Below are 13,128 nucleotides of genomic sequence, written 5' to 3' on the forward strand. Positions count from 1 at the left end.
TCCATGAGCCGGGTTCTGACCGAGGACGTCTACGACCGGATACGGATGCGGCAGTGGGCCGGGGGCCGGGCACGCTCCGCCGGCATCGACCGCCGCGACCTCCTGAAGCTGGTCGCGGCGGCCTCGGCCGCCGTGCCGCTCGCCTCGGTCCCCGTGCCCGCGCGGGCGGCCGGCGGGCTGCCCGGGGTGGTCAAGCCGCTGCCTCCGGAGCTGTTCACGCTGCGCGGCACCAACGCGGAGACGAATTTCGCCGCGCTGCGGGACACCGGGCTGCTCACGCCCTCCGACCGCTTCTTCGTCCGCAATCACACCGCCACCCCGCGCATCGACCGGACCGACTGGAAACTGACGGTCCGGGGCGACGGGCTGAGGGGCGGCCCGGTGGACTTCGCCTTCGCGGATCTGCTGGACCTGCCGTCGGTGACGCGCACCGCGTTCGTGGAGTGCGCGGGCAACGGCCGCAGCTTCTTCACCTCGCAGCAGGGCCAGACGGTCAGCGGCACCGCGTGGACGCTCGGGGCGATCGGGACGGCACGCTGGCGCGGGGTGCGGCTGGCGGACGTGCTGCGCCGGGCGGGAATCGGGCGGCACGCGGTCGACGTCCTGCCGCGCGGCCTGGACGCGGAGGTCGTCACCGACGGGGTGAACCTGGGGCGGGTACGCCGTCCGCTGCCGGTGGCGAAGGCCCTGGACGACGTCCTGCTCGCGTACGAGATGAACGGCGAGCCGCTGCCGCCCGACCACGGCTTCCCGGTCCGGCTGGTCGTGCCGTCGTGGGTGGGCATCGCCAACATCAAGTGGGTCGGTGACATCGAGGTGAGCGCCGAGCCGCTGCTCACCCCGTGGAACACCGGCCTCTACCGGCTGTTCGGTCCCGGGCATCCGCCCGGGGGAAGCGCGCCGCTGACCCGGCAGACGCTGAAGAGCGCCTTCGAGCTGGCCCCGGGCGTGTCGTTCCCCGCCCATCGGCGCACGCTGCTGACCGGGCGCTCCTGGTCGGGCGGGGCCCCCGTGCGGGCCGTGGAGGTCAGCACCGACGGCGGGGCGCACTGGCGGACGGCCCGGCTGCGGGACGAGCCGCGGGCCGGAAGCTGGGTGCGCTGGACGGCCGACTGGGTGCCGGAGGAGCCGGGGCCGGCCGTGCTGCTGGCGCGGGCGACGGACCGTTCGGGGCGTACGCAACCGGCGGCCACCGCGCACAACACGCAGGGCTACCTGTTCGACGCGGTGGTGCGGCACCCGGTGACCGTGGTCTGAGCCGGACCGGGCCCCGTCACGGCGCCGTGCGGGCTCCCGCGAGTACGGCGGTGTGCACGGCGCGGGCGATCCGGGCGCCCCAGGTGGAACGGGGTCCGGCAAAGGGTTCGCCGCCGTCGGGCCCCGGTTCGGGGGCGGCGACGCACACGGCGTCCGTGGGGGTGCCCGAGCAGTCGAGTCCGGCGTCCAGGAGAGCCTGGACCTTGGCCTCGGTGGCGGTGGCTACGGCGTTGACGAGGGCGGCGTCGGAGAGCGCGACGGGCAGCGTGACGACGATGTTGACCGTGCCCGGCCGGAAGGGGGCCGCCGGGACTTCCTCGGACCCCGGCGGGAACAGGGGCTCCGGGGCCGCGGCCCAGCCCCGTACGCCGAGGCCGGCGGTGGCGGTCGCGGTGACTCCGCCGTCCTGGCCGGTCGTGTACGCGGCGACGTCGGCGGCGGTCATCAGCCCTGCGCCCGGTCCGGTGAGACCCTCCGCGGCGGCGATCTCGGCGAGGTGCCGGTCCGGGTCGATGCGCGGGTAGCCACCGGGGACCTGGGCGTTGAGGATCCAGGCCCGGGTGCCGATGCCGCCGCCGAGAACCGCGCTGCTGCAGACCCGGACACCGGGCCCCAGCCGCCAGAGGAGGTGGTGGAGCCGGTGCCCGTCCTCGTGCCGGTCGCGCAGTTCGCCGCGCCGCGCGGGCGGCCGGAGGCGTACGGAAGAGATGGCGCACCCCTGGTGGCTCGGCGGTTCGGCGGTGGTCCGTCCTGCGGCCGCCACGGTCCGCCGATCATATGCGGGCGGCGAGGTCTCACCCGATTGGCCTAACGGGTTCGGGTGCGGCCCGGCGCCGCCGCACGGGCCCGGGGCTACGCACCGGGCTTCCGGGAGCCCTGATCCGGACGGGCGGGCGGTTGCAGCGTCCATGCGGGTGAGGCGCGATGGAATCCGGACGCGCCACCTCTGGTGGAGCCACCCACAGGGCGTGCCCGAGAGGAGGAATCGGTTATGGGAGCCGCTGACGGTTTCACGGATTCCGGAGAACTCGACGGTCTGACCGTGTACGACAACGACGGCGAGAAGGTCGGCAGTGTGGGCCGGGTGTACGTCGACGACGACACCGGCAAGCCCGACTGGGTCACGGTCAAGACCGGCCTGTTCGGCATGAAGGAGAGCTTCGTCCCGCTCGCCGGAGCCCGTCGGGTGGGCTCCGACCTGCACGTCGCGCATCCGAAGGACAGCGTCAAGGACGCGCCGCGCGTGGACGCGGACGCGCACCTCTCCGTGGCCGAGGAGGAGGAGCTGTACCGGCACTACGGCCTGACCAGGAAGTCCGGCAATCTCGGTGAGAACCGCTCGGCGGGCATGGACGCGCCGACCGTCGCCGGGACCGGTGCGATGGGGGCGGCGGGCGCCGCCGGCGCGGCGGGCGCGGCCCGTGGGACCGGAACGGCCCCCGGCGCCAAGGCGACCGGGAAGGCCACCACCGCGGGCACGAGTGCCGGGATGACCGGCGCGGGAACGACGGGAGCGGGCATGGCAGGAGCAGGCAGCGGCGCGGGCAGGCACCGCGACACGGACGCCTCCACCACGGCACGCCCGATGGCGGGCGCCGGCGCGGGCACGTCCCGGTCGGCCGACATGAGCGGCCGCGAGGAGATGGTCCGCTCCGAGGAGCAGCTGCACGTCGGCAAGGAGGAGTACGAGAGCGGCAGGGCACGGCTGCACAAGTACGTGGTGACCGAGGAGGTCACCCGGACCGTGCCGGTCTCCCACGAAGAGGTCCGTGTGGTCCGCGAACCGATGCAGCCCGGTGAGAAGACCACCGGGACCACGGACTTCGGCGAGCAGGATGTCGAGGTGACGCTGCACGCGGAGCGCGCCACCGTGCGCAAGGAGGCCGTGCCGGTGGAGCGGGTCCGGCTGGAGACCAACCGGGTCACCGAGCAGAAGGAGGTCTCCGCCGAGATCCGCAAGGAGAAGATCGACTACGCGGACGGCACGGAGATGGGCAAGGGCAAGGACGCCGGTGGCGAGTTCGGTCAGGGGCGACGCCGCTGACCGGCACGTCCTCAGGTGGCCGCACGGCCGCTCCCACGTCCTCGGCCGCCGGGCGGACCCGTTCCACGGGTCCGCCCGGCGGGCTGTCCGGTGCCGCCCGCGCTCAGCGGCACGGCAGGCGCTCTCGGGCAGGTCGGAGGCGGTGCGGCGGGCCACTGTGCACGGGGCCGGTGCGGCGCGGGATCGGCCGGCCGCACCGGCCCGGCGGCTCGCCGGGGCTTCGTGGCCCGGAGGTCGGGCAGCCCCGGGTTTACGGAGCCCGGGGGGGTACGGGCCCAGGAAGGCCATGGAGCTCGGGGGCGGGCCCGGGTGCCCGGATTACGGAGCCTGGAGCGCGATCACCGCGTTCTGGCCGCCGAAGCCGAAGGAGTGGCTGACGGCCCGTCGTACGGGCGCCTCGCGCGGGACCTTGGTGACGCAGTCGATGTCGAACCCGGGCTCGGGGGCGTCCAGGTTCGCGATCGGGGGGACCACTCCGTGCTGGAGCGTGAGGATCGTCAGGCCCGCCTCGATGGCGCCGGCCGCCCCCATGCAGTGCCCCAGCACACCCTTGGGTGCGGTGACGGGCGGCCGGTGCGGATAGGACCGGGCGATGAGGGCGGCTTCGGTGGCGTCGTTGAGGGGGGTCGACGTCCCGTGCGCGTTGACGTGGTCGACGTCCTCGGCGCGCCAGCCCGCGTCGCGCAGCGCGGCGGCGACAGCCGCCCGTGCGACGTCCCCGGACGGGTGGGGGCTGGTCGGGTGGTGGGCGTCGGTGGTGGCGCCCGCGCCCGCGATCAGCGCCCGGGGGACGGCTCCTCTCGCGCGGGCGTCCTCCGCCCGCTCCAGGACCATGATGGCCGCGCCCTCGCCCATGACGATCCCGGCCCGGTCCGCCGAGAAGGGCCGGCAGAGGCGGGCGGGGTCGCCGTCCCGCAACGCCGCCGCGCCCGAGCGGGCGAAGCCGGTCATGGCGACCGGGAACACGATCGACTCGGTGGCCCCGGCGATGGCGATGTCGCACTGGCCCAGCGTCAGCATGTCCCGGGCCACCGACAGCGCGGTCACCCCGGACGAACAGGCCGTGCACGGCGCCAGGCTGGGGCCGGTGGCCCTCATCCGGATGGCGATCTCGGCCGCGGGCATGTTCGGGATGGTCAGCAGGATGCCCGAGGGCGAGGTGGCCCCGGGGCCCCGCCGCTCCAGGACGACGGCCTGTTCGGTGAGTCCGGCGGATCCTCCGCTGCTGGTGCCGACGACGACGGCGACCCGGGCCCCGTCCCAGTGCGCCGGGTCGAGCCCGGCGTCGGCGACCGCCTCCCGGGCGGCCAGGAGGGCGAACTTCACGTACCGGCCCATCCGGAACGCGGTCCGGCCGCCGACCGCGTCGTCGAGGTCGATGCCGGAGACCGTGCAGGCGAAGTCGACTTCGCAGCCCAGCAGTTCGGGCACGGTACGGGCGGACGACCTACCCGCGCAGACTCCGTCCCAGGTGGTGTCGGTGGTGTGGCCGGCCGGGGTGATCATTCCCAGCCCGGTGACGGCGATGGCGGGTCGCTTCATCGGGTGTTGCTCACCGGCACCGTGGCCTCTGCCGCCGCGCTGCCGACGGCCACGTCGATGTAGGCGGAGATGTCGGCCAGCGTGGCGTCCTTGTACAACTTCTGCGAGTCCGCGTCGACACCCAGGGTCTCCTTGATGACGACGGCGAACTCGGCGACCGCGAGGGAGTCCATCTCCAGGCTGTCCATGGTGGACTCCGGCAGGATCTCGGCGGCGGGCACCTTGAACGTCCCGGTCAGCACCTCGGTGATCTTGGGGTGGATGGTCTTCATGGTGATTCCTCTCAACGGCGTTTCATCGGCTTGGCTTCGTGCTGCGCGGCGGGGTGTGTGAACGCGACGGCCCACCGCCCGATGTAACTGGATGGCGATCTTCCGGTTACGCCTTCGGGCGAACCGATTCATCTACGCTCACCTGCGGCTTCTCGAACCATCGGGAGAGCATGGAGCTGGTTCCCCAGTACGCCAGCAGGACCCCTCGGGTACCGAGCGCCGCCACCTTCTCGCGCAGCGGGCGTCTCCTGCTGCCGCAGACGGGCCGCCTGAACTCCACCGCGCGGCCCCGGATTCCCGTCCTGCGGCCCCGGTGCCAGGGCCCCTCGGGGTCGTCGTAGACGTCCGCGTAACCGGGCCCCGCGATCGGCCAGTCCGACATCAGGCGCTCGGGGAGGGCGAAGGACTCCACCAGGGCGGGGGTGTGTTCCGCCACGACGGTGACCGCCTCCTCCACCGCGTCGGGCAGAAACGCGACCTGATCGGCCGTCAGCCGTCCGGAGGCGAGGAGGTCGCCGCTGTTGCGGGCGATCCACCGGAGCGCGAAGAGCCGGCGCAGCTCGGTCAGCCGTTCGCGCGCCGCTCCCTCGGGCAGGGAGGCGACGGCCTCGGCGTACGCCTCGTCCGCCTGCCGGTAGGCGTGTGCCTCGACGCCGCGCAGCGCGGCCGAGGAGGCGGCGTTCCACCGGCCGAGCGGGTCGCCGGGCGGGGCGGCGGCCATCCGCTCGCGGGCGCGGGCGAACCAGAGGTCCTCCACGGCCGCGAAGAGCCGGCCGAGGAAGGCGGGGTCGCCCGTGTCGCCGGGGCCGTCCGGGGACGGTTCCGGGGCGTTGGCGCTGAACAGCATCTCGGCGGCGGCCTTGGCGTGCACGGCGAGGTTGTCGCCCTCGGCGGTGATCGCGCCCTCGATGCCGGTGAACAGCTCGGTCATGCCGTTGTTCTCCAGGAGGCCCTGGGCACCGCACCGTTCGCGGCATTCGACGATGACGGCGCGCGCCTGCCAGGTGATCCACCCCTTGGCGACCGCCACCAGGCGCTCCGCCTCGTCCCGGCCGGTCTCCGTGGCCGACTCCCAGCGGTCCAGGGCTCTGCGGTGCAGCAGGCTCATCGCGTAGACGGTGGCCATCGCTCCGGCAAGCGGCCCGTGATGGGTGCGGTGCGCGTACACCGGGACCCGTTGCGCGGGGCGCGATCCGGAGATCATCCGGTGGCCGGCGTAGCGGACGGCGATGGCCAGGGTGACCCGGGCGGAGCCGACCGCGCAGGCGCTCATGGAGAGCTTGCCGGGGGTGACCCGGCCGATGGAGACGAGGAACCGCCTTCTGCGGTTGGTGACTTCACTGCGGAAGCGCCCGTCGTCGCCGATCCGCCCCTGCTGCCCGGCGAGCAGCGCGTCGCGCGGGACGAAGCGGCGGTCGAAGGAGGTCAGGCAGTGGTCGACCGGGGAACCCATCCGGGCGGGCAGCCGCCGCACCCGGACGCCGGGCAGGGCGCGATGGGCGTCGGTGAGCGGGACGAGGAAGAGGAAGACCCCGTGGTCGGCGCCGTCGACGAGCAGCCGGGCCGTCACGACGCCGGACTTGGGGCCCCCGGCGGGGCTGGTGTTGGGCATGAACTTCTGTGCCCCGGCGTGCGGGGTGTGCAGCAGGAAGCCGTCGCGTTCGCGGTCGTACGTCGCGGTCGTCTCGATGGCCGCCGCGTCGTTGCCGTGCGCCACCTCCGTACAGAGGAAGGTGCCCACCCGCCGCAGGGCGAGGAAGTCCGACAAGTCGCGGAGTGTGCCCGCGTCGTGGTCGAGGAGGCTGCCGAGGAAGAGGTTGTAGTGGATGCCCGCCACCGTGGTCAGTGCCGGGTCGACGGGGCCGAGCCACTCGTGCAGGGCGGCCAGCGCCCGGGGGTCGGCCGCCAGCCTCGCGCCGCTGTCGAGCGCGTTGTTGAGGATCCGCAGCCGGTGGTAGGAGAGGGCGAGTCGTTCGTCGGGGGTGCCGCCACCGGGACGGCGAAATGGTTCTGTCGTGAGCAGCCGACGCCAGAACCCGTGCTCCCGGCGGAAGTTCGGCCCGAAGAGCACCGCGGTGAGCAGGTCGTTCGTGGACGGCGAGGCCGCGTCGTTCATGATTACGGTCACGACAGAATAACGATCAAGGAACGGCGAGGACACCCTCGCCGTCCCGAAATGCCCCTGTGGATCAGGCGCGTTGGAAGGCGAGCGCGACGTTGTGGCCACCGAAGCCGAAGGAGTGACTCAGGGCCGTCTCGACCCGCTGGTGACGGGGCTCCTTGGTCACGCAGTCGAGCGGGAAGGCGTCGGGGAATGCGTCCAGGTTGGCGACCGGCGGGATGACGGAACGTTCCAGCGTCAGGACGGTGGCCACCGCCTCGATCGCGCCCGCCGCAGCCAGGGTATGCCCGACGACGCCCTTGGGCGCGGTCACCGGTGGCCGGTGCGGGAAGAGCCGGGAGATGAGGGTGGTCTCCATGGCGTCGTTGAGGGGCGTGGAGGTGCCGTGGGCGTTGATGTGGTCGACGTCGCCAGGCGTCCAGCCCGCCTGGTCCAGCGCCGCCTGGACCGCCCGCTGGGCGCCGTACCCGTCGGGGGCCGGGGCGGTGGGGTGGTGGGCGTCCGTGCTGGAGCCGGCGCCGGTGAGCAGGGCGCGCGGACGGCCGCCGCGGGCACGGGCCCCCGCCTCGCGCTCCAGGACGAGCATCGCGGCGCCCTCACCGATGACGAAGCCGTCCCGGTCGGCGGCGAACGGGCGGGACGCGCCCGCCGGGTCGCCGGTGCGGGTGGAGAGCGCGCCCATCCGGGCGAACGCGGTGACCACCAGCGGGGTCAGCACCGACTCCGCGCCGCCCGCGACCACCACGTCGCAACTGCCGCCGAGCAGCAGATCGCGGGCGACGGCGAGGGCGGTGGCCCCGGAGGCGCAGGCGGTGGCGGGGGCGAGGCTGGGGCCGCCCGCCTTCAGCGCGATGGCGACCTCGCCCGCCGCCGCGTTGGGGATCATCATCGGGACGAGCAGCGGGGAGACCGCCTCGGGGCCCGAGGCCGCCAGCTTGGCCGCGTTGTCCACCAGGACGGAGACGCCGCCGACGCCCACGCCGAGGACCACCCCGACGCGGCTGCCGTCCCACCGTGCCGGGTCGAGACCGGCGTCGGCGACGGCCTGCCGGGCGGCCACCAGTGCCAGCTTCACGAACCGGGCCATCCGCCACACCGACCGGCCGCCCACCGCCTCGTCCAGGTCGACGCCGTCCACCGGACAGGCGAAGTCGACCGGGAGACCGGCCAGTTCTTCGCACCGCCGGGCAGTGGAGTGCCCGGAGCACAGCCTCTCCCAGAAGCTGTGCTCGTCCGCCCCTGCGGGTGTCACCAGGCCGACCCCCGTCACCGCGATGGCGGTGCCGGCTCCGGCCTCGGTGCCCTGATCAGCGGGGAGCGACATGCTGTGTTCCTTCCGTAGAATCCGTGCAAATGGTCCCCGGGGCCCCCGGCCAGCGAAGTGCCGCCGAACCCCAGGTCAGTCCGCCCCCGAAGGCGGTGAGCAGCACCCGGTCGCCGGAGCGGAGGCGGCCTCGGCCCGCCGCGTCGGCCAGGGCCAGCGGGATGGAGGCGGCGCCGGTGTTGCCGACCCGCTCCACATGGGTCACGCAGCGCTGCGGCGCGATGCCGACCCGCTCCGCGACGGCGTGCAGGATCCGGGCGTTGGCCTGGTGCGGCACGAAGCGGTCGACCTCGGCCGGGTCCCAGCCGACCCGGTCCAGGAGCGTCCGGCAGGAGCCGGTCATCCGCTCGACTGCGTGCTGGTAGACGGTGCCGCCCTGCATCCGGAAGAACCCGTCGTCCGGGGACGGCGGCTTTCCGCTCGCCCTCGCGCGGGCGCCGCCGCCGGGGACGGTGATCAGGTCGTAGCCGGTGCCGTCGCTGCCCAGGTCGAACGCGAGCAGTTCTCCGGGATCGCCCGGGCGCCCGGCCGCCACCAGGGCGGCGCCCGCCCCGTCGCCGAAGACGACGCCCGCCGAACGGTCTGCCGGGTCGAGCCAGGTCGAGTAGACGTCGGCGCCGACCAGCAGGATGCGCCCGTACAGGCCCGAGGCGACCAGCCCGTGGCAGACGGCGAGCCCGTAGACGAAGCCGCTGCACACGGCGGCGATGTCCAGGGCCGGTACGGTGCCGAGCCCGAGCCGGGCCGCCAGCGCGGGGGCGGTGCCCGGACAGAGGTGGTCGGGAGTGGCGGTGGCGAGGACCACCGCGTCCACCTCGACCGCCTCCGGGGCGCGGGCCAGCAGCCGGGAGGCCGCCTGGTAGGCGAGGTCCCCGGTGGCGACGCCCGGTCCGGCGCGATGCCGGCTGCCGATGCCGGTGCGGCGGCGGACCCAGGCGTCGTCGACGTCCCAGTCCGCGGGGAGCCGGTCGTTGGCGACCGGCTCCCCCGGCACCCATCCCGCCACGCTCTCCAGCACCGCCGTACGCACCCCGGCCCCTAAGACGCCCGCCCGCGTCCCCGGCTCCGTACCGCTGTCGGCCGTCCGTCTCCTCGCCACCCGTTGCCCCGATCCCGTTGTCGTACTGCATCCGGTTGACGAACGGCGGGACGTCTCACGAGGATGCGTTCGACTGCGCCGAACGGGTCATGACGTGGTGTCAGTTGTGTGCGAGCGCCGCGCGGAGCTCGTCCGCGCCGGGCGGATTGGCCCCGGCCCGGGAGACGGTCACGCCGGCGGAGGCGACCGCGTGGCGCAGGACGTCGGTGACGGTGTCCCGGTCCACGGCGTGCAGCCGGTCACGGGCGCCGGGACCGAGGAGGCCGTGCGCGGCGAGGGCGTGGAGCGTCCCCGACATGAACGCGTCGCCCGCGCCGACGGTGTCGACGACGTCGACCGGTGGGGCCTTGACCGTGATCCGGCCGCCGGGCAGAACGGCGAGGGCCCCGGCACCGCCCCGGGTCACGAGCACGACGGCGGGCCCGCGCTCCAGCCAGCGTGCCGCGACCCGCTCCGGCTCCTCTCCCGGGTACAGCCACTCCAGGTCCTCGTCGCTCGCCTTGACCAGGTCGCTCAGCCCGACGCACTCCTCGACCCGGCGCACGGCCGCCGCGTGGTCGCCCATGAGGGCGGGCCGCACATTGGGGTCGTAGCTGACGGTCGCGGTGGCCCGGGCGGCGCGCACGAGGTCCAGGACCGTGGCGGACCCGGGCTCCGCCACCGCACCGATCGACCCGGTGTGCACATGCGCCGGAGCGGGTTCGACGGCGACCGGGGCGAGGGTCCAGGAGATGTCGAAGGCGTACGTGGCCTGCCCGGCCCCGTCCAGGGTGACGGCGGCCGACGGAGTGGGGGCGGTGGAGCCGTCGGTGCGGACGTCGACTCCACCGGAGGCGAGGTGCGCCCGGATGAGCCGCCCGTTCCCGTCGGGGCCGAGTTGGGTGAGCAGGACGGCGCGGTGGCCGAGGCGGGCCAGGCCGTACGCGACGTTGGCGGGGCTGCCGCCCGGGTGGACCCGGGGGGCCTCGTCCGGCAGCCGGACGATGTCGGCGACGCATTCGCCGACGACCAGCAGTTCGCTGTGGTCGAGCATGGGGGTGGGGTCTCCTAGAGTGCCGTGACGTGGATGTCCTGGTAGGCGGCGCGGCCTCCGAACACGTTCGGACCGATCCTGCCCCGCCGATGGGTCCCATCGGTGGCGTCGATGACCGTTCGGTCGCCGATCAGCACCTCGATGCGGGTGGACCGGGCGCGGATGCGCAGCGGCAGCGGCCGGGAGGGCGGTGAGCCCCGGGGCCGGTGGTGCCGGGCGGTCCGGGGCGCGGTCGGTGACGCGGGGGACGTCCGCCAGCCGGTGCACAGCGATGGATCAACGGGGTCAGGAGGTTGGCCGGACAGGGATTCCTACGGGTGCGCCGATACCGGTGCGGTGCCGTCCGTCTCCGTACGCGGCGCGGCGCCCGGGAGCGGCTTCGCGGGGGCGGCCCGGCGCACCCAGAGGAGGGCTCCGGCCAGCACGACCGCTGCGGCCAGCAGCCAGGGCAACGGGCCCGGCCGCAGCGTGCCCGCGGTCAGTCCGGCGCCGGCGGCGACCAGTTGCAGGGAGAGTGACTGGACGGAGAGGGCGGTGGCGCGGCCCGAGGCGTCGACCCGGCGGTGCAGCAGGTCGTTCTCGTTGGGGCCCGCGGCTCCGAGGCCCAGGTACACCAGCCCGTAGCCGGTGACGGCGGCCGTCGTGGCGAGGGGGCTCATCGCGAGCGCGGTGAGGCCGAGGAACGTCAGCCCCAGCGTCACCAGCCCGAGGCTCACGAGCACAGCGCGCTCACTGCCGCCGGCGAAACGGGCGACGAGCGGGGCGAGTTGACTGCCCAGGGCGTGACAGAGGAATCCGGCGCAGGCGAGCCCCGCGAAGACCAGGGCCCCGGACTCCGCCGTTCCCATAAGAGCGGCGGCCCGGCCCGGGGTGAGCAGTTCGAGGGCCGCGAGCGCGGCGCCCGCGGCGCTCGCGGTCAGCAGGATGCGCCGGATCAGGGCGTCCCGGGCGCCGAGCCGGAGCCCGGCGGCGATGGCCGCGGGCACGCCGCCCACGACCCCGCGCATACCTGTCCGGGCCCGGGGCGGTTCGGTCAGGGCGTTCAGCACGTAGAGCACGAAGACGACCTCGACCAGCGCACCGAGCAGGGCGGGCACGGAGAGCAGGATGACGAGTCCGCCGGTCGTATCGGTGAGCCACTCCCCCGGGCCGGGGGTGAGCCCGAGCAGCCAGGGGAGGCCGCCGCCGAGCAGGGTGCCGAGCGCGAGGGCGGCGGAGGTGGCGGAGCCGCCGCGCGCCAGCCCCGTACGCAGATCGGCGTCGGGTCCCGCGTGGGCGTGGACGGTGTCGACGTACCAGGCCTCGGCGGGCCCACTGGACAGGGCGCGGGCCAGGCCCATCAGCCCCATGCCGAGGGCGATGGCCCACCCCGCCGCACCGAGGCCGATGAGGGTGAAGGCGGCCAGGTTGAGCAGCCCGGCGATGGCCAGGACGGGGCGCCGCCCGATGACGTCGGAGAGGCCGCCGGTGGGCAGTTCCATCGCGGCGGCCGTGAGGGAGTGCACGGCGTAGAAGCCGGCGACGGCGGCGAGGCCCATGCCCCGTTCGGTGAAGAGGAGCACTCCCGTCGCGATGGACATGCCGATGGGGAGCCAGAAGAGGAAGGAGACCGTGACGAACCGGCGGCGCGCGGTCGCCTCGTCGAGGCCGCCGCCCGGGGCGGGGGCGGCGAGGGCCTCAGCGCCGGCCATGGGGCGCCCCCTCGTCGGCAGCGCCCTTGCCGGTGGCGCCCGACGCTCCGGCGTCGGTCGCGGCGGACCCGGTGGGGGCGTCCGCGTGGTCCGGACCGGGCACCGGGTCCGGGGCCAGCGGCAGTCCGGCGGCGAAGAGGACGACCTGCTCGGCGCGGGGGTTCCCGGCGTCACGGGCGGTCAGCTCGTCTGTCTTCGCCTGGATCGCCTCCCACAACTCCGCGAGCGACTCAGGGGTCAGCCGGGGCATCGAGTCGCTGACGCCCGACGGCTCCTGCCACTCCTGACCCAGGCGGCCGCTCTCCAGATCCATCTCGTGGCGGTCCAGCGACTGCTGGAGGTGCTCGACCTGGCGGCGGTGCAGGGCGCTGAGGATCGTGCTGCCGCCGGGGCTGCGGCGCATCGCCTCATTGCTCCAGGAGGTCATGCCGTGCACGGACTTCCAGCGCCGCTCCCGGCTGTCGCGGTGTTCGGCCTCGGTGACGAACGCGTATTTGGCGAGCACCCTCAGGTGGTAGCTGGTGGAGGCCGAGGACTCCCCCGTCCTGGCCGCGAGCTCGCTGGCGGTGGCCGGGCCATGCTGGCGCAGCAGCCCGAGCAGGGTGAGGCGCAGAGGGTGGGTGAGGGCCTTCAGGGCGGCCCCGTCCTGCGCCGGATCGAGTACGCGACGGCCGTCTTCGCTGTCCATGGCCCCAGCGTAGAACGGGAGGAGCACTTTCCCAAAGTATTTTTGCAGAATATTTT

At 74.4% G+C, this 13,128-nt stretch carries 11 protein-coding genes; 2 read left to right on the forward strand and 9 right to left on the reverse strand.

Annotated elements, in window-relative coordinates; genetic code table 11:
- Positions 1–3 precede the first annotated feature (3 nt).
- Entirely contained in the window at positions 4–1,257 is a 1,254-nt protein-coding gene (locus tag ACIRJT_RS25405) for a sulfite oxidase (protein WP_403913047.1), read from the forward strand.
- A 16-nt stretch (positions 1,258–1,273) separates the two neighbouring features.
- Here the strand turns inward: ACIRJT_RS25405 and ACIRJT_RS25410 are convergent, their stop codons facing one another.
- On the reverse strand, positions 1,274–2,020 hold the full coding sequence (locus tag ACIRJT_RS25410) for an adenosylcobinamide amidohydrolase (RefSeq protein ID WP_403913050.1): 747 nt from the start codon (positions 2,018–2,020) through the stop codon (positions 1,274–1,276).
- A 228-nt stretch (positions 2,021–2,248) separates the two neighbouring features.
- On the opposite strand from ACIRJT_RS25410, the gene ACIRJT_RS25415 reads away from it, so the two are divergent.
- Complete coding sequence (locus ACIRJT_RS25415) at positions 2,249–3,301, forward strand: PRC and DUF2382 domain-containing protein (protein ID WP_403913053.1); 1,053 nt, start codon at positions 2,249–2,251, stop codon at positions 3,299–3,301.
- 318 nt (positions 3,302–3,619) lie between these two features.
- On the opposite strand, the gene ACIRJT_RS25420 is transcribed toward ACIRJT_RS25415, so the two are convergent.
- The 8 genes from ACIRJT_RS25420 to ACIRJT_RS25455 all read right to left on the reverse strand — a co-directional run bounded on the left by ACIRJT_RS25420 (position 3,620) and on the right by ACIRJT_RS25455 (position 13,072).
- Positions 3,620–4,843, reverse strand: coding sequence for a beta-ketoacyl-[acyl-carrier-protein] synthase family protein (locus tag ACIRJT_RS25420; protein ID WP_403913056.1), 1,224 nt, complete (start codon positions 4,841–4,843; stop codon positions 3,620–3,622).
- Positions 4,840–5,115 (reverse strand): acyl carrier protein, encoded by a 276-nt coding sequence (locus tag ACIRJT_RS25425; RefSeq protein WP_371621895.1) that lies wholly within the window; start codon positions 5,113–5,115, stop codon positions 4,840–4,842. Before ACIRJT_RS25425 ends, ACIRJT_RS25420 begins: the two co-directional genes overlap by 4 nt.
- A 106-nt stretch (positions 5,116–5,221) precedes the next feature.
- Entirely contained in the window at positions 5,222–7,231 is a 2,010-nt protein-coding gene (locus tag ACIRJT_RS25430; RefSeq protein WP_403913186.1) for an acyl-CoA dehydrogenase, read from the reverse strand.
- A gap of 73 nt (positions 7,232–7,304) precedes the next feature.
- A complete protein-coding gene (locus tag ACIRJT_RS25435; RefSeq protein ID WP_403913058.1) occupies positions 7,305–8,561 on the reverse strand; it encodes a beta-ketoacyl-[acyl-carrier-protein] synthase family protein in 1,257 nt (418 codons plus the stop codon).
- Positions 8,545–9,591 (reverse strand): beta-ketoacyl-ACP synthase III, encoded by a 1,047-nt coding sequence (locus tag ACIRJT_RS25440; protein ID WP_403913061.1) that lies wholly within the window; start codon positions 9,589–9,591, stop codon positions 8,545–8,547. Before ACIRJT_RS25440 ends, ACIRJT_RS25435 begins: the two co-directional genes overlap by 17 nt.
- 169 nt (positions 9,592–9,760) lie before the next feature.
- Complete coding sequence (locus tag ACIRJT_RS25445) at positions 9,761–10,693, reverse strand: carbohydrate kinase (protein ID WP_403913064.1); 933 nt, start codon at positions 10,691–10,693, stop codon at positions 9,761–9,763.
- Between the two features lie 311 nt (positions 10,694–11,004).
- Positions 11,005–12,384, reverse strand: a complete 1,380-nt coding sequence (locus tag ACIRJT_RS25450; RefSeq protein ID WP_403913066.1) for an MFS transporter — start codon at positions 12,382–12,384, stop codon at positions 11,005–11,007.
- Positions 12,371–13,072 (reverse strand): helix-turn-helix domain-containing protein, encoded by a 702-nt coding sequence (locus tag ACIRJT_RS25455; RefSeq protein WP_403913069.1) that lies wholly within the window; start codon positions 13,070–13,072, stop codon positions 12,371–12,373. Before ACIRJT_RS25455 ends, ACIRJT_RS25450 begins: the two co-directional genes overlap by 14 nt.
- Positions 13,073–13,128 lie beyond the last annotated feature (56 nt).

It is taken from the genome of Streptomyces sp. NPDC102283 (assembly GCF_044766265.1).
Classification (GTDB): Bacteria; Actinomycetota; Actinomycetes; order Streptomycetales; family Streptomycetaceae; genus Streptomyces.

Excerpts from the sequence above, each read along its gene's own strand:
- ACIRJT_RS25450 (WP_403913066.1), bottom strand. The coding sequence starts at position 12,384 with ATGGCCGGCGCTGAGGCCCTCGCCGCCCCCGCCCCGGGCGGCGGCCTC.
- ACIRJT_RS25455 (WP_403913069.1), bottom strand. The coding sequence starts at position 13,072 with ATGGACAGCGAAGACGGCCGTCGCGTACTCGATCCGGCGCAGGACGGG.
- ACIRJT_RS25425 (WP_371621895.1), bottom strand. The coding sequence starts at position 5,115 with ATGAAGACCATCCACCCCAAGATCACCGAGGTGCTGACCGGGACGTTC.
- ACIRJT_RS25430 (WP_403913186.1), bottom strand. The coding sequence starts at position 7,231 with ATGAACGACGCGGCCTCGCCGTCCACGAACGACCTGCTCACCGCGGTG.
- ACIRJT_RS25435 (WP_403913058.1), bottom strand. The coding sequence starts at position 8,561 with ATGTCGCTCCCCGCTGATCAGGGCACCGAGGCCGGAGCCGGCACCGCC.
- ACIRJT_RS25445 (WP_403913064.1), bottom strand. The coding sequence starts at position 10,693 with ATGCTCGACCACAGCGAACTGCTGGTCGTCGGCGAATGCGTCGCCGAC.
- ACIRJT_RS25405 (WP_403913047.1), top strand. The coding sequence starts at position 4 with ATGAGCCGGGTTCTGACCGAGGACGTCTACGACCGGATACGGATGCGG.
- ACIRJT_RS25420 (WP_403913056.1), bottom strand. The coding sequence starts at position 4,843 with ATGAAGCGACCCGCCATCGCCGTCACCGGGCTGGGAATGATCACCCCG.
- ACIRJT_RS25415 (WP_403913053.1), top strand. The coding sequence starts at position 2,249 with ATGGGAGCCGCTGACGGTTTCACGGATTCCGGAGAACTCGACGGTCTG.